The 16,772-nt window shown below is 73.4% G+C and carries 9 protein-coding genes; 3 read left to right on the top strand and 6 right to left on the bottom strand.

Annotated elements, in window-relative coordinates; all coding sequences use genetic code 11:
- Positions 1-54 precede the first annotated feature (54 nt).
- Positions 55-390, bottom strand: a complete 336-nt coding sequence (locus OG946_RS14245; RefSeq protein WP_326796489.1) for a hypothetical protein — start codon at positions 388-390, stop codon at positions 55-57.
- A 161-nt stretch (positions 391-551) separates the two neighbouring features.
- Between OG946_RS14245 and OG946_RS14240 the strand changes: the two genes are divergently transcribed.
- Positions 552-3,443 (top strand): AfsR/SARP family transcriptional regulator, encoded by a 2,892-nt coding sequence (locus tag OG946_RS14240; protein WP_326796488.1) that lies wholly within the window; start codon positions 552-554, stop codon positions 3,441-3,443.
- Positions 3,444-3,642: 199 nt separating this feature from the next.
- Here OG946_RS14240 and OG946_RS14235 read toward each other — a convergent pair whose 3' ends face one another.
- The 5 genes from OG946_RS14235 to OG946_RS14215 form a co-directional block, all read right to left on the bottom strand.
- Positions 3,643-6,558 (bottom strand): AfsR/SARP family transcriptional regulator, encoded by a 2,916-nt coding sequence (locus tag OG946_RS14235; protein WP_326796487.1) that lies wholly within the window; start codon positions 6,556-6,558, stop codon positions 3,643-3,645.
- Positions 6,559-6,785: 227 nt separating this feature from the next.
- A complete protein-coding gene (locus OG946_RS14230) occupies positions 6,786-6,953 on the bottom strand; it encodes a hypothetical protein (RefSeq protein WP_326796486.1) in 168 nt (55 codons plus the stop codon).
- A 215-nt stretch (positions 6,954-7,168) separates the two neighbouring features.
- Positions 7,169-10,084 (bottom strand): AfsR/SARP family transcriptional regulator, encoded by a 2,916-nt coding sequence (locus OG946_RS14225; protein WP_326796485.1) that lies wholly within the window; start codon positions 10,082-10,084, stop codon positions 7,169-7,171.
- Between the two features lie 694 nt (positions 10,085-10,778).
- Positions 10,779-12,257, bottom strand: coding sequence for a CehA/McbA family metallohydrolase (locus OG946_RS14220; protein WP_326800246.1), 1,479 nt, complete (start codon positions 12,255-12,257; stop codon positions 10,779-10,781).
- A 181-nt stretch (positions 12,258-12,438) separates the two neighbouring features.
- Positions 12,439-12,825, bottom strand: a complete 387-nt coding sequence (locus tag OG946_RS14215) for a hypothetical protein (protein ID WP_326796484.1) — start codon at positions 12,823-12,825, stop codon at positions 12,439-12,441.
- Between the two features lie 106 nt (positions 12,826-12,931).
- Between OG946_RS14215 and OG946_RS14210 the strand changes: the two genes are divergently transcribed.
- Both OG946_RS14210 and OG946_RS14205 read left to right on the top strand, forming a co-directional pair.
- On the top strand, positions 12,932-13,873 hold the full coding sequence (locus tag OG946_RS14210; protein ID WP_326796483.1) for an LLM class flavin-dependent oxidoreductase: 942 nt from the start codon (positions 12,932-12,934) through the stop codon (positions 13,871-13,873).
- A gap of 73 nt (positions 13,874-13,946) precedes the next feature.
- Positions 13,947-16,586, top strand: a complete 2,640-nt coding sequence (locus OG946_RS14205; RefSeq protein ID WP_326796482.1) for a bifunctional FO biosynthesis protein CofGH — start codon at positions 13,947-13,949, stop codon at positions 16,584-16,586.
- Positions 16,587-16,772: the final 186 nt, after the last annotated feature.

Genomic DNA, 16,772 nt, shown 5'->3' with positions numbered 1-16,772 from the left:
TGGGACGGCGAACCGCGAATCCGTCGCGGGCCCCTTGCCCGCCGGCCGCCCCCGTCACCCTCCCTCCGCCGTATCGGCGAGGCACGCCCCGACGAGCCACCCGCGCCGTACCGCCTGCGCCCCGCCCTGGAACCTGCTCTCCGCGCCCAGGCACTCCAGCAGTTCCGCCACCCGCCTGCTGTACGTGCGCGGGGACAGGTGCAGATTGCGGCAGGCGACCGTGTCGGGCGTGCCGCGCGACAACTCGGCCAGCACCGGCACCAGATGAGGCGGCGGCGGTGCGGGGAGCCGCCGTACGGGCCGCGGGTCGAACAGCTCGTCCGGGAACGCGCCGACGACGAGACGGAGACCGTGTGCGTGCGATTCTTTCCGGGGAGTCGAGTCGCTCATGCCGTCCAGCGAAACGGATGGCCATGGACATGCTGTGGACGGTGCGTCGGAGGCCGTCAATCGGCTGTCAATCGGCCCGGCCGGCTGTCGGAAACGGGCCGGTGGCGGGGGGTGTCCGGGGTGCGGCAGACTGTGTGCGCGGGACTGGACAGGGGGTGGCGATGTCCGAGGGTGAGCGCGCGGAGTTATCCGGAGAGGACCCGGCGGAGGGCGCGCCGGTGCGCTTCGCCCTGCTGGGACCCGTGCGGGTCAGCCGGGCCGGACGGCCCCTGAGCATGGGCTCGCCGCAGCAGCGGGCCGTGCTCGCCGTGCTGTTGCTGCGGGGCGGCCGGCACGTGGCCGTGGACGAGCTGGTCGACGCGGTGTGGGGCGAGGACCCGCCGCGGGACGCGACCGGCACGATACGCACCTACGTCTCCCGGCTCCGCCGCGCCCTCGGCCCCGACGCGGACCTGCTGCGCGGCGAGGCCGGCGGCTACGCCGTACACCTGCGCGCGGGTGCGGAACTGGACGTCGAGACGGCCGCCCGGCTGGCGGCCGAGGCGGACGCCGCCCGGGCCGCGGGCGACGTGGAACGGGCCGGGGAGCTGCGCCGCGGCGCGCTGGACCTGTGGGACGGCGACCCGCTCGCCGGGCTGCCGGGACCGTACGCGGAGCGGCAGCGGACGCGGCTGGCGGAGTGGCGGCTGTCGCTGCTGGAAGGGCAGTTGGAGCTGGACGTCGAGACGGGGCGGCGGGCGGAGGCGATCTCGGAGCTGACGGCGTTGACGGCGGCGTACCCGCTGCGCGAGCGGTTCCGGGAGCTGCTGATGCTGGCGCTGTACCGGAGCGGGCGGCAGGCGGAGGCGCTGGCGGTCTACACGGACACGCGGCGCCAGCTCACCGACGAACTGGGCGTCGAGCCGGGCCGGGAGCTGGCCGCGCTCCAGCAGCGGATCCTCCGCGGCATGGACCAGCCGGCCCCCGCACCGGTCACCGCCTCGGTCGCCCCGGCGCAACCCCCCGCGACCCTGCCGGACTTCACGGGCCGGGGCCACGTGGTGGAGGAGCTGGGCAAGCAGTTGGTGCAGGCGCCGCACATGGTGATGGCGGTGTCGTCGGTCTCGGGCATCGGCGGGGTGGGGAAGACGACGCTGGCCGTGCATGTCGCGCACGCGGCGCGGGAGTCGTTCCCCGACGGCCAGTTGTACGTCGACCTCCAGGGCTGGGGCCCGTCCCCGGTCGACCCGGCGGGCGTCCTCGGCTCGTTCCTGCGCGCCCTGAACGTCCCCGACGCCGACATCCCCGAGACGCTCACGGAACGCGCCGCGCTCTACCGCTCGGTGCTGGCGGGCCGCCGCGTCCTGGCCCTGCTCGACAACGCCCGCGACGCCGCCCAGGTACGCCCCCTCCTCCCGGGCACGGAGGGCTGCGCGGCCCTGATCACCTCCCGCGCCCGCATGGCCCACCTCGTCGGCGCGCACCACGTCGACCTGGACGTGATGGACCCGGACGAGGCCCTGCTGCTCTTCACCCGCATCGTCGGCGCCGACCGCGTGGACCCCCACCGCCCCGCGGCGATGGACGTGGTGGCGGCCTGCGGCTTCCTGCCCCTGGCGATCCGCATCGCCGCCTCCCGGCTGGCCGCCCGCCGCACGTGGACGGTGGCGGTGCTGGCCCGCAAGCTGTCGGACGAACACCGCCGCCTGGACGAACTCCAGGTCGGAGACCTGGCGGTGAAGGCCACCTTCGAACTGGGCTACGGCCAGTTGGAACCGGAACAGGCCCGCGCGTTCCGCCTCCTGGGCCTGGTGGACGGCCCGGACATCTCGCTGAGCGCGGCGGCGGCGATCCTGGACCGTACGGAGGACGACGCGGAAGACCTCCTGGAAGCCCTGGTCGACACCAGCCTCCTGGAGTCGGCGGCCCCGGGCCGCTACCGCTACCACGACCTCCTCCGCCTCTTCGCCCGCACCTGCGCGCACCGCGAGGAACCGCAGGCTGACCGCGAGGCAGCCGTGTCGCGCCTGCTGGACTTCTACCTGGCCACGGCGGCAAGGGTCTACGAACTGGGTCGCCCGGGCGACACCCTGATCAGGCACCTGACCCCGGTGGCCCACGCCGGGCTCGACTTCGATAACCAGCACACGGCACGGGACTGGCTCTTCACCGAGGTGGAGTGCCTGCTCGCCGCCGCCCGCCAGTTCGCCCACGGCGACTTGCTCCCGCGCACCGTGGACCTCCTGCTCACGGCCAAGGACCTCGCGGAGTCCGGCCTGTACTCCCCGCGGTTCCTGCGGCTGGCCACGGCCCTGCTGGAGGCGGCGGAAAAGGCGGGCGACGTGCGTAGCCAGGGGCGGGCGCATGTCGTAGTGACGGCCGCCAGGGGGTTCACGGGACGGTTCGAGCTGTCGTACGAGCACGCCAGTCATGCCTACCGGCTGGCCGTCGACGACATCTGGGTACGCGGCGAAGCGGCGAACGACCTCGGGATGATGGCCTCCCTTCTGGGCGACCTGGAAGACGCCAGGCACTATCTGGACCAGGCCCTGGCCGCGTACCGCGAGGACGGGAACCTGGACGGGGAGTCCTGTGCGTTGGGCAACCTCGCGCGCGTCCACCTCGATGCCGGTGCGACGGCCACGGCGATCGAGCTGGCCGAACAGACCGTGGCGATCGACAGGCGGGCCGGCGCACCGCTCCGCATGGCGTGCAGCAGGTACCACTTGGCCATCGCGCTGAACCAGGCCGACCGGCACGCGGACGCCCTCGCCCAACTGGACCTCGCCGTCACGGCTTTCCGCGAGGACCGCATGGGCCTCTGGGAGGGGCTGGCCCACTTCCGTATCGCGCAGGTCCACCTCTCCATGGGGCAGCCGGCCGACGCCGCTTCGTACGCCGAGAAGGCCCTCTCCCAGCTCCGCGGCATCGGCGGCGACTGGCACCGGGGGAGCGTACTGACCGTGCTGGGCCGGGCCCTCGACGAACTCGGGCAGGCGGACCGGGCGCGGGCGTGTCTGTCGGAGGCACATGACCTCCAGGAATCGGGCTCGACGCAGGCACCGCAGGGCTGAGAGCCGCAAAGGTGAAGGCCGTAGGAATTCTTCGGGTCCCGCCCCCCGCCTACTGCTCCCGGCGTTCCCGCTACTGCTGCCGGTGGCGGGGTGGCCGGCGCGGTGGCGCCAGGGGCTGCGGGTGGTGGCGGGATGGGCGCTGGCGTCGGGGGTGTGCGGGGCGGTGGCCCTGCTGGGGGACGGACCGTCTGAGGGTCCCTCAGCCCGGCGGGATGGATGCCAGCAGCGCGCTGACCTCGGCGGCCTCCGCGGAATCCGCCCTCTCCAGCAGACTGAGCGCCTCGGCCCAGCAGGCCCGCGCGCGCCCCTGCTGCCCCATCGCCAGCAGCGTACGGCCCAGCAGGGTCAGCACCACCGCGCGATGCCAGTCACCCCCGATGCCCTGCAACCGTCCGAGCGCCTGCTCGGCGAGCACCGCGGCCTGCGAGTGCCGCCCAGCGGCGAGGGCCGCTTCGGCCATGCGGAAGTGGGTCATGCCGTCCCAGAGGTGCATGCGGTTCTCGCGGAAGATGCTGAGGGCCTGGGTGTGCTGGATCAGCGCGTCGTCGTGCCGGCCGGCGGCGGTGAGGGCGATGCCGAGTGCGTACATGCTGTTCGCCATCCGGAAGCTCGTACCGAGCCGGCGATGGACCGTCATCGACTGCTCGGCCAGCTCGACGGCGATCGAGATCCGGCCCGCGCCGCAGTGCATGCGGGAGAGATTGCTGAGGACGGAGGCCTCGCCGAGCAGATTGCCGTCGGCGCGGTACTCGGACAGCGCCAGTACGAGGTGGTCACCGGCATCGTCGTAGCGTCCCTGAATATCCGCGATGATCCCGCGGTTGCTGTGTGCGTGGCCGAGCACGAGCGGATCCGGGTCGCGCCGGGCCAACTCGTAGGCGCATTGCGCATGCAGGTCCGCCGCCTCGAAGCATCCGGCGTCGATGTGGACCCCGGCCAGTACGTCGTGTGCACGGGCCTGGGTACGGCTGTCGCCCGCCTGCCGGGATGCCTCCAGGAGGCGGTCCGCCGCCAGGATGAACGGTTGTGAGTAGATGCCGGACTCGGCGAGGTCCTTCGTCACCCAGAGGAGGTCGACTGCGCGGGACAGGGAGTCGCCGTGGGCGAATTGCTGTGCGGTGGCGAGCAGGCATTGGGCCTCGTTGAAGAGCCAGTCCTGTGCGGCTTCGCGACAGCCGAACGCCAGACCCTCGTACGACGCGGGCGGGAGGTGCTTGGTCAGGGTGTCGCCCGGGCGGCCCAGCTCATAGACACGCGCTGATGTGGCCAGGTAGAAGTCCAGGAGGCGGATCTCGGCCGCCTGGCGCTCCGCCGGCGGTTCCTCGCGGTGTGCGCAGGCGCGTGCGAAGAGGCGGAGGAGGTCGTGGTAGCGGTAGCGGCCCGGGGCTGCGGATTCCAGGAGGCTGGTGTCCACCAGGGTTTCCAGGAGGTCTTCGGCGTCGTCCTCCGTACGGTCCAGAATCGCGGCCGCCGCGCTCAGCGAGATGTCCGGGCCGTCGACCAGGCCCAGGAGGCGGAATGCGCGGGCCTGTTCGGGTTCGAGTTGGCCGTAGCCGAGTTCGAACGTGGCCTTCACCGCCAGGTCTCCGACGCGGAGTTCGTCCAGGCGGCGGTGTTCGTCGGACAGCTTGCGGGCCAGGACGGAGACCGTCCACGTGCGGCGGGCCGCCAGCCGGGAGGCGGCGATGCGGATCGCCAGGGGCAGGAAGCCGCAGGCCGCGACGACGTCCATCGCCGCGTTGCGCTCCGGGGTGACGCGGTGGGCGCCGACGATGCGGGTGAAGAGCAGCAGCGCTTCGTCCGGGGCCATCACGTCGAGGTCCACGTGGTGGGCGCCGGCCAGGTCCGTCATGCGGGCGCGGGAGGTGATCACCGCGGCGCAGCCCTCCGTGCCAGGCAGGAGCGGGCGTACCTGGGCGGCGTCGCGGGCGTTGTCGAGCAGGGCCAGGACCCGGCGGCCCGCGAGCATCGACCGGAAGAGCGCGGCGCGTTCCTCCAGCGGCTCGGGGATCTCGGCGTCCGGGGTGCCCAGGGAGCGGAGGAACGAGCCGAGGACGGCGGCCGGTTCCGCCGGTGACGCACCCGCGCCCTGGAGGTCCGCGTACAACTGCCCGTCCGGGAACGAATCCCGTACCGCATGCCCCACGTGCACGGCCAGCGTCGTCTTGCCCACCCCGCCGATGCCCGAGACCGACGACACCGCCATCACCATGCCGGACGCCTGCTCCAACTGCTTGCCCAGCTCGTCGACGAACGCGTCCCGGCCCGTGAAGTCCGCCAACCTCGCCGGCAACTGAGCAGGCGACAACCGCGCGGTGGTGGTGGCCACTGGTGCCACGGGCTGCTCGCCTCCCCGGAGGATCCGCTGCTGCAGTTCCGCCAACTTCGGGCCGGGCTCGACGCCCAGCTCATCGATCAGAAGCCGCCGGCTGTCCGTGTAGACCGCCAGCGCCTCGGCCTGCCGGCCGCTGCGGGACAGCGAGAGCATGAGCAGCTCCCGGAACCGCTCCCGCAGCGGGTACGCCGCCGTCAACGCCGTCAGCTCCGAGATCGCCTCGGCGTAGTCGTGCGACTCGATGTCGAGGGCGAGTCGGCGCTCCAGCAGCGACAGCCGCCACTCGGTGAGCCGCGTGCGCTCGGTCTCGGCGAACGCCCCGGGCAGGCCGGCGAGCGGCTCGCCGTCCCAGAGGCCGAGGGCCTCGCGAAGCAGCGACCGGGCCCGTTCGGCGTCGCCGCCCTGCGTCGCCGAGTCGGCCAGGGCGACGGCCTGTTCGGCGATCGCCACGTCCGACACGGCGCCGGCGCCGGGCCGCAGGACGTAGCCGCCGGCTTGGCCGGTGATGAGGTGGGCGTCCGGGCCGAGCGCCTTGCGGAGCCGGGATACGTACGTACGTACGGTCCCCACGGCATCGCGCGGCGGGTCCTCGCCCCAGAGGGCGTCGACGAGTTCGTGGGTGGTGGCGTGGTGGCCGGAGCCGATGAGCAGGACGGCGAGGACGGTGCGTTGCTGCGGGGGCCCGACGTTGACGGGCGCGGCACCACGCCACGCCGCCACGGGCCCGAGCACGGCGAAGTACACCACTCCATCCGGCGCGGCTGTCCGTCCCTCGGCCATACCCCACCCCCTCCGGTACGACGAGCCCCGCTTCGACAGTCTGCCGTGGGGCGGGGCGCCGTGTCAGCGGCGTCGGCTCGCACGGCCGGATGTCGACGGGCGGGGTGGATGAGAGAAGGCAAGTCACGCTCCGGGACAAGAGGAAGGCCCGGCCGCAGCAGTCCCCATCTTGCTGCCGCGACCGGGCCGTTTCGGCCCCCCCTCGGGCCGGTACAGGGTGGTGCGTGTCAGGGCTTCTGCCTGTCGAGCGGCTTGAAGATTTCCTCGTCGTCGTCCTTCGCCGGGTCGTCCGGCAGCGTCGGCTCGTCGGTGTCGGACGGGTCGATCTTTCGCGGCGGTACGATCCTGCGCTTGTTCCGCTCGACCTCAGTTTCTGTCGATTTCTTCTCCGGCATCGTGCTCCCCCTGTCTTTGCATTGGGCGTTCCGCAGCCGCCCGCCCGGCAACTCCCCCGCGGATCGCCGGACGGGCTTTACGTGGCCGCTCTCCGCTGATCGTGCCGGGGGAGCGGCCCCGCGTGACCCGCCATTCCCCCGACGTGACGAGTCACTGACAAAGAGCATGACGGCTGGTGATAAACGTTCGATGAATGACTTCGTTCAGAAGACGCTCAGGCAGTCGTGGCGGGTTCCAGGAGAGCCCGTACCTCCGCGGCCTCCGCCGAGTTCGTCTTCTCATGCAAGGCCGCGGCCTCGCTCCAGCACGCCCGCGCGCGTCCCTGCTGTCCGATCTGGTGAAGGCTCCGGCCGAGAGCCGTGAGCACCTGGGCGCGGTGCCAGTCTCCGCCGATCGCCTGCAGCCGCGTCAGTGACTGCTCGGCGAGCGTGGCGGCCTCGGTGGGCCGCTTGGCGGTCAGGTGCGCCTCGGCCATCCGGAACTGGGTCATGCTGCACCAGAGGTGCATCCGGTTCTCGCGGAAGACCTTCAGCGCCGCGTCGAGTTGCGTGAGCGCGTCGTCCGGCTGGCCCGCCACGGTGAGGATGATGCCGAGGGCGTACATGCAGTTGGCCATCCGGAAGCTCGTGCCGAGCCTGTGGTGGATGGCAAGAGCCTGCTCCGCGAGTTCGCACCCGAGCTTCGTCCGGCCGGCGTCTCCGTGCATACGTGACAGGTTCGCCAACGCGCTGGCCTCGCCCAGCAGATTCCCGTCGGCGCGGTAGGCGGCTAGGGCGTCCTCCAGGTGGATCGCGGCATCGGCGGAGCGTCCCTGGATGTCGGCGATGATGCCCCGGTCGGAGGCGGCGTGCGCGCAGATGACCGGATCTCCACTTGCGCGCGCCAGCCGCATGGCCTCCGCGGCGTGCTTGTCCGCCCGCTCGAAGCGGCCCGAGCCGATGTGCGAGGCGGACATAACGTCGTGTGCCCGGCCCTCGCTGCGGGGGTCACCGAAGCGCTGTGCGGCCTTCAGCAAGTGATCGGCGACCTTCGCGAACCGGTGGGAGTACGTGCCGGACTCGGCCAGGTCGACGGTCACCATCAGCAGGTCGACGGCGCGGGCAAGGGTGTCTTTGCCTACGAGTTGGCGCGCGGTGGCCAGCAGACAGTCTGCCTCGCCCAGGCGCCAATCCTGCGCAGTGTGCCGGTCGGCGAAGCGCAGGCCCCGGTCCTCCACTGTGGCGAGGTGCGAAGTGAGGTTGTCGCCGGGGCGGTCCAGCTCGTACACCCTCGCCGCCGTCGCCAGGTAGAAGTCCAGCAGGCGGGACAACGCCGCCTCGCGTTCCGCCTGGGGCTCCTCGCGTTCCGCGCAGTCGCGGGCGAAGAGGCGGACCAGGTCGTGGTAGCGGTAGCGGCCCGGGGCCGCCGACTCCAGGAGGCTGGCGTCTACCAGGGCTTCCAGGAGTTCTTCCGCGTCCTCCGTCGTGCGGTCCACGATCGCCGCCGCCGCCGTGACCGAGATGTCCGGGCCGTCGGCCAGGCCCAGGAGGCGGAAGGCGCGGGCCTGTTCGGGTTCGAGCTGACCGTAGCCCAGTTCGAACGTGGCCTTCACCGCCAGATCGCCCACCCTGAGTTCGTCCAGGCGGCGGTGTTCGTCCGACAGTTTGCGGGCCAGTACCGACACCGTCCACGTCCGGCGCGCCGCCAGGCGGGAGGCCGCGATGCGGATGGCCAGCGGGAGGAAGCCGCAGGCGGCTACCACGTCCATGGCGGCGTCGCGTTCCAGGTCCACGCGTTCGGCGCCGACGATGCGGGTGAAGAGCAGCAGCGCCTCGTCCGGGGCCATCACGTCCAGGTCGACGTGGTGGGCGCCGGCCAGGTCCGTCATCCTCGTGCGGGACGTGATCAGCGCCGCGCAGCCCTCCGTGCCGGGGAGGAGGGGGCGTACCTGGGCGGCGTCGCGGGCGTTGTCGAGCAGGGTCAGTATGCGGCGGCCCGCGAGCACCGAGCGGTAGAGCGCCGCGCGTTCGTCGACCGGCTCGGGGATGTCCGCGTCCGGGGTGCCCAGGGCGCGGAGGAACGCGCCGAGGACCGCGGCCGGTTCGGCCGGGGACGGGCCTGAGCCCTGGAGGTCCGCGTAGAGCTGGCCTTCGGGGAAGGACTCCCGCGCCGCGTGCGCGACGTGGACCGCCAGCGTCGTCTTCCCTACGCCGCCGATGCCGGAGACCGAGGAGACCGCCATCACCGTGTCCGGCGCGTTCGCCAGCTCCTTGCCCAGTTCCTCCACGACGCCGACGCGGCCGGTGAAGTCCGAGACGGTCGCGGGCAGTTGCGCCGGGCGTACGACGCGGAACGGCGCGTCGCCCGCGAGGGGTTCGGTCTTCGGGGCGGCCAGGTCCTCGTCGGCCTGGAGGATGCGCTGCTGGAGTTCGGCCAGCTCCGGGCGGGGGTCGACGCCGAGTTCGTCCTGGAGCAGGCGGCGGGTGTCCGCGTAGACCGCGAGGGCCTCGGCCTGCCTGCCGCTGCGGTAGAGCGCGAGCATCAGCAGCTCGCGGAACCGTTCCCGCAGGGGGTGGCCCGCGGTCAGCGCCGTCAGCTCGGAGACGGCCTCCGCGTGCCGGGCGGCGTCGAGGTCCAGCTCGATGCGGTGCTCCAGCAGGGACAGGCGCAGCTCTTCGAGGCGGTCGCGGTGCCAGTCGGCGTACGGGCCGGGCACGCCGCCGAGCGGTTCACCGGTGAACTGGGCGAGTGCCCCCGCGTACAGCTCGCGCGCCTTGGTGAAGTCGCCCGCCGCGACGGCGGTTTCGGCGGAGCGGGCCAGCTCTTCCGCGGTGGCGATGTCGACCTCGGTGCCGTGGGCCCGGATCGCGTAGCCGCCGGCCTCGCTGACCAGGGCGTCGGCGCCGAGGGTCCGGCGGAGCCTGGACGCGTACGTCCGTAGGGCGGACACCGCGCGCGGCGGGGGTTCCTCGCCCCAGATGCCGTCGACCAGCTCCTGGGCCGTGGCCGTACGGCCACCGCGCAGCAGCAGCGCCGCGAGCATCGCGCGCTGCTGCGGCGTACCGACCGGGAGGGACTCCTCGCCGCGCCAGGCACGGACGGGACCGAGCACGGCGAAGCGCAGCGCACTCGTCTCGTCTTCGTGGGCCATGGCCGCCCCCTCCCCGGTCCCGGTGGTTCCAGATAGCCAAGTCTGCCCTGCCGGGGGTGTTTTAGTCAGCAACGACAGCGCTCTGGCTGGGCCAATGGCCCAGTAAGTGGACGTTTTTCGGCCTTCGGGAGCACACCCCGCGCAGCGGCGCGGCGCGTGATCCTCGCCGTGCGCCCCCGGCCACGCACCGCGCGTGAGCTGACGCCTCGTCAGGAAGTGCTGCGGTGTGCTCCTGCCGACCACCTTGGCGAAGACGATCACGAGGGACGACCACATAGGCCAAACCTGTCGCACGCGTCAGTTCGGCTGGATTCTATATGTCCTGAAGAGGCCGTGCCTGTTCGGGCAGGGCCGAAACAGGGGTGTCCGAAACCGGAAGGCGTGCTACGGAGGCTGCTGTAGGGGGCCTTCCCGACAGCCTTGCGTTCGCCGAGGCATTCGGCCGCCGGGCACTCCTCCTCGGCCAGAGTCTTCGGCCGGAGTCCCCGGCCGGAATCTCCCCGGCCAAAATCATCGGACGAGGCCCTGGCCCCGCTTGTAGCTTGCGCGCGCGGTCCCGGCACCGGCCTGACCAGAGCGGCAGCGGCGTTCCTCGGGTGTCTCTCCACCGGAGGGGCGCCGCTGCCCCGCCGGAGCGTCTTCCGCTACGCCCCGGCCCCCGCCGCCTCAGCGCTCCTGCCTCACTGCTCCCGCCTCAGCGGCCCAGCCAGATCGGGTTCGTCATGGCCGCCATCGCCCCGGGCAGCCCGCTCGCCCCGCCGTCCGCCGCCGGGTGGCGGACCTCCGCGCGGACGAACGCCGCGTACGACGGCGTCGTCTGCCACTCCACCGTCCCCGCGCCGTCCGCCAGCGTCGTCGCGTACAACTGGCCCTCGTCCGTCATGAAGCGGACCTGCGCCTTCGCCGGGCCGCCGGTGACCTTCAGCCGTACCGTCACCTTTCCGTCCGACGCCGCCCGCAGCCGCTCCCCGATGCCCGCGTGCTCGCCCCGCGGGCCCGACGCCGTGAACTCCACGTCCACGTCCGCCGACTCCGCGAGCCAGCTCCGCCCCGCCCGCAGGCCCGCCAGCAGCGCCTGCCGGGACAGGTCGTCGGCCAGCACCACCGTCTGCGGCAGGCCCACGACCTGGCCGTCACGGTGCGCGTCGCTGTTGCCCACCGCCGGCAGCCAGTCCATCGGGCCGCCGCCCTCGCGGCCCGCCGTCAGGGCGTTGTCCCAGGCCGCCACCGCCAGTTCGTCGTCCGTCGTCCACGGGCCGTTCCACACCTCGACCGCGTCGGCGCCCTCGTAGCCGAACTTCCACTGGCAGCCGACGAACGGGCAGTTGGGGTGCGCCGGCACGACCAGCCCGCCGGCCGCGTGGATCTGCCGCACGTAGCGCGGGTACGCGTCGTCCCGCGCCCGGTAGCGCCAGTCGACGAACACGCCCGGGTCGGTGCCGACCGCCAGGTAGTGCCCGTTGCGCGTCGTCACCTCCTCGCCGCAGAGCACCAGCAGGTCGTCGCCCCACAGCCCGTCCCACGCGGCGTGCCCGGAGGACGTGTTGTGCTCGGTCGTCGTGAGGAAGTCGAGCTTCGCCGCCCGCGCCGCCGCCGCGGTCTCCGCGGGCGTACGGGCGCCGTCCGAGTGCACCGTGTGCAGGTGGCAGTCCCCGCGGTACCACGCCCGGCCGCGGCCCTTGGCGCGCTCCGGCGGGAACCGCGGCGGGGCGGTCTCGCCCGCGGGGCCGTAGCGCAGGGTGATCGTCATCTCGTAGTCGAGACCCTGCGGGGCGATCGTGTACGGGCCGAGCACCACGTGCCAGCGGCCGGCCCGTACCGGCCCCGGCAGATACGCGGGCGTCGTCGCCGCCCGGTCCGCGCTGATCGCGAACTCCGTGCGGAAGCCGCCCGACCAGCCGCGGAAGCCCCGGCCGCCGTCGCGGGTGCCGCGCTCGTCGAAGATGCCGATGTCCAGGGCGTTGCCCGTCGTGCCCGCCGGCACCTGGGGGCGGTCGTAGCGGTACGAGACGTGGATCTCGCGCACCCCGCGCGGCACGTCGACGGGCAGGTACACGAAGTCCGGTGCGCCCGGCTCCAGATGGCCGGTGACGGTCCGGCTGTCCTCGGCGCCGGCGGCGGAGCCTTCTGCGTCGTCTGCCGCGCTGGCGAAGCTCACGGGGGCGAGCGTCATCACTCCGGCGGTGGCCGCCGAGAGCTTCAGCAGGTCGCGTCTGTCCACGGGTGCGGTCCCTTCGCGTGGGTTCGGCCGTCGCTGAGACGGTCCTACACGGGTCCTATAGGCAGGTGACGTGGAAGGGAACACTGCGGGACGCGTGGTTCGTGAGCTACGGGTGGTGCCGCCGGGGCCGCCGTCAGCGCCCGCGCCCGCGGCGGCGGTGCACGGCGTTCGCCGCGGCGCCGGCGAGGCGCGTCGCCCTCCCGGCCAAGACGTAGACCAGGAACACGCCGCCGACGACGAACAGCAGCGACCGCCAGCCGACGTCGCCGTCTGCGCTCGTGGTCCCCGTGCCGCCGGAGGCGGCGGTCCCCGTACTCGACGAGAACCCCCCGGAGAACGTCGTCGTCCCCGTCCCCACCGTCGCCCCCATCGTGGACCCCGCGTTCATGCCCGGGTCGACGTAGCGCCCGGCAGCGCTGCTTGCGCTGCCGATGCCGCCGCCGGACGTCTGGGCCGCCGCGGCTCCCGGCAGCAGGAACACGCACGACGCGACGGCGCACGCGAGCCATAACGGAAGCATCCCGAACGGATGCCGTCGAACGAGCATCACGAACCTCCCGGATCAGTGCGGGGGAATCGCTGCTGCGGTCCTTTCCAGCGTACGACTCGCGCCGGATACTGCGCGAATGCGTATCTCCGTGACGATCTTCCTCACCGACGAGACAGTCCGCCCTCCGGTCCTCGCGCGTGAGCTGGAAGAACGCGGCTTCCACGGGCTCTATCTCCCCGAGCACACGCACATCCCCGTCAGCCGCGACACCCCCGCCCCGATGGGCGAACCGCTGCCCCGCGAGTACGGGCGCACCCTCGACCCCTTCGTCGCCCTCGGCCAGGCCGCGGCCGTCACGGAGCGGCTGGCGCTCGGCACAGGCATCACGCTTATCGCCCAGCACGACCCGATCGTGCTGGCGAAGCAGGTCGCGACGCTCGACTTCCTCTCGGGCGGCCGGTTCACGCTGGGCGTCGGGTTCGGGTGGAACGAGGAGGAGGCGGACGACCACGGCGTCGACTGGCGCGGGCGGCGGGAGCTGGGGCGGCGGCGGATGGGACTGATGAATGCGCTCTGGGCGCCGGAGCCCACGGCGTACGACTCGGCCGACACGACCGACTCGGCCGACACAACCGACGCGACCGGCGCGGGCGAGGACGCGGCCGGTGTCTCCGCTGCCTCCGCCCCCCGTACCGCCGTACGGGCCTCCGAGGCGCACCCCAAGCCCGTCCAGGCGCCCCGCCCCCGCAAGGACGCGTCCCCTCTGCACGGCCCGCGCACCCTGCTCGGCGGGCGGCCCGGGCCGAAGCTCTTCGCGCACGTCGCCGAGTACGCCGACGGCTGGATGCCCATCGGCGGCGGCGGGCTCACCGACAGCATCCCGCGGCTGCGCCAGGTGTGGGAGGACGCCGGGCGCGATCCGGCGGCGCTGGAGGTGGTGCCGTACGCCGTGCGGCCGAGTGAGGGCAAGCTCGCGTACTTCGCCGCGCAGGGCGTACGGGAGACCGTCGTCCAACTGCCGCCCGCCGGCGAGACGGAGGTGCTGCGCGCGCTCGACGCGTACGCCCAGTTCCTCTGACCAGGCGGGAATCCCTTTCGCCGCAGGCGCACCCCGGGCCCCGCGACCCGCACCGGTGTCCGATCTGCCTTCTATGCTCGGGAGGATGAAGCCCCCGCCCGTCCCCGCCCCCACCGCCAACGCCATGCGCCGCGCCCTGAAGCGCGCCCGCGACGGCGTCGCCCTCGACGTGTCCGAGGCCGCCGCGCTCCTCCAAGCGCGCGGTGCCGACCTGACCGACCTCTCCGCCTCCGCCGCCCGGGTGCGCGACGCCGGTCTGGCGGCGGCCGGCCGGCCCGGCGTCATCACGTACTCCCGCAGCGTCTTCCTGCCGCTCACCCGGCTCTGCCGCGACCGCTGCCACTACTGCACGTTCGTCACCGTCCCCGGCAAGCTCCGCCGCGAGGGACACGGGATGTTCATGTCGCCCGACGAGGTGCTGGACATCGCCCGCCGCGGTGCGGCGCTCGGCTGCAAGGAGGCGCTGTTCACGCTCGGGGACCGGCCCGAGGACCGCTGGCCCGAGGCGCGCGAGTGGCTGGAGGCGCACGGGTACGACGACACGCAGGCGTACGTCCGCGCGATGGCCGTCCGCGTGCTGGAGGAGACCGGCCTCCTGCCGCACCTCAACCCGGGCGTGGTGACCTGGGCCGGATTCCAGCGGCTCAAGCCCGTGGCCGCGTCCATGGGGATGATGCTGGAGACCACCGCCGAGCGGCTGTGGAGCGAGCCCGGCGGGCCGCACTACGGCTCGCCCGACAAGGAGCCGGCCGTACGGCTGCGGGTGCTGGAGGACGCGGGGCGCTCCTCCGTGCCGTTCACCAGCGGGCTGCTCATCGGCATCGGCGAGACGCCGGAGGAGCGCGCCGAGTCGCTGTTCGCGCTGCGCCGGGTGCAGCGGGCGTACCAGGGCCTCCAGGAGGTCATCGTGCAGAACTTCCGCGCCAAGCCGGACACGGCGATGCGCGGCATGCCCGACGCCGAGCTGGACGACCTCGCCGCCACCGTCGCCGTCACCCGGCTCATCCTGGGCCCGGCGATCGGGGTGCAGGCGCCGCCGAACCTGGTGGACGCGGAGTACGGCAAGCTCATCGCGGCCGGCATCGACGACTGGGGCGGGGTCTCCCCGCTGACCCCGGACCACGTCAACCCGGAGCGGCCCTGGCCGCAGGTGGAGGAGCTGGCCGCGCGTTCCGCGGCGGCCGGGTTCGAGCTGCGCGAACGGCTCGCGGTCTACCCGGAGTTCGTGCGCCGCGGCGAGCCGTGGCTCGACCCGCGGGTGCTGCCGCACGTCAGCGCGCTGGCGGACCCGGAGACGGGCCTCGCCCGTGACGTACGCCCGCGGGGGCTGCCCTGGCAGGAGCCGGACGGCGGCTTCGCCGCCGGGGGGCGTACGGACCTGCACCGCACCATCGACACCGAGGGCCGCACGGGCGACCGGCGGGGTGACTTCGACGCGGTGTACGGGGACTGGGAGGCGCTGCGCGAGACGGCCAGGGAACTGTCCGGCGAACCCGCCGCACCCCCGGCGGCAACTGCGGCAACCGACGGCGCCGCCCCCGGCCGGCTCGACTCCGACGTGCGCGCCGCCCTCGCCCGCGCCGCCGACGACCCCACCCGGCTCACCGACGCCCAGGCCCTCGCCCTGCTGCACGCCGAAGGCCCCGCCCTCGACGCCCTCTGCGGCATCGCCGACGACCTGCGCCGCGCCACGGTCGGCGACGACGTCACGTACATCGTCACCCGGAACATCAACTTCACCAACGTCTGCTACACCGGCTGCCGCTTCTGCGCCTTCGCCCAGCGCCGCACCGACGCCGACGCCTACACCCTCTCCGTCGAGCAGGTCGCCGACCGCGCCCAGCAGGCGTGGGACGTGGGCGCCGTCGAGGTCTGCATGCAGGGCGGCATCCACCCCGACCTGCCCGGCACGGCCTACTTCGACATCGCCCGCGCCGTCAAGGAGCGGGTGCCGGGCATCCACGTGCACGCGTTCTCGCCCATGGAGGTCATGAACGGCGCGGCGCGCACCGGCCTTTCCGTACGCGACTGGCTGACCGCCGCCAAGGAGGCGGGGCTCGGCTCCATCCCGGGCACGGCCGCCGAGATCCTCGACGACGAGGTGCGCTGGATCCTCACCAAGGGCAAGCTGCCCGCGGCCGACTGGATCGAGGTCGTCACCACGGCGCACGACCTGGGCCTGAGGTCCTCGTCCACGATGATGTACGGGCACGTGGACCAGCCCCGGCACTGGCTGGGCCACCTGCGGCTGCTCGCGGAGCTCCAGCAGCGCACGGGCGGCTTCACGGAGTTCGTCACGCTGCCGTTCATCCACACCAACGCGCCGGTCTACCTGGCGGGCATCGCCCGGCCAGGACCGACGATGCGCGACAACCGCGCGGTCACCGCCATGGCCCGGCTGCTGCTCCACCCGCACATCACCAACATCCAGACGAGCTGGGTCAAGCTCGGCGCGGACGGCGCGGCGCAGATGCTCCGCTCCGGCGCCAACGACCTGGGCGGCACGCTGATGGAGGAGACGATCTCGCGGATGGCCGGGTCCTCGTACGGGTCGTACCGCTCGGTGAAGGACCTCGTCGCCATCGCCGCCGCCGCGGGCCGCCCGGCCCGGCCGCGGACGACGACGTACGGGGAGGTGCCGGAGGAGCGGCTGCGCGCGGCGGAGGCGGCGGACGGCCGGCTGCCGGACCTGCTGCCGGTGCTGGGGCAGTAGCGGGCGGCGGTACGGGGGGGCGCGCCGGGTTCGTACGGGAAGGGGGCGCCCGGCGCGTACGGAACGGGGCACGCGCGGCGCACCGGGCGGCCGTCCGGAGGGTGCCGGGCGGGCGCCCCGGGCCGGACCCGTCCGGCCCGCCCCCTTCGCCGCGCCGAGGCTCTAAGCTCGCCCCCGGGGGAGGTG

This window comes from Streptomyces sp. NBC_01808 (genome assembly GCF_035917395.1).
Lineage (GTDB): Bacteria > Actinomycetota > Actinomycetes > Streptomycetales > Streptomycetaceae > Streptomyces.
Note: the sequence above shows the minus strand (reverse complement) of the source record. Positions and strands in the feature narration are given on the sequence as shown.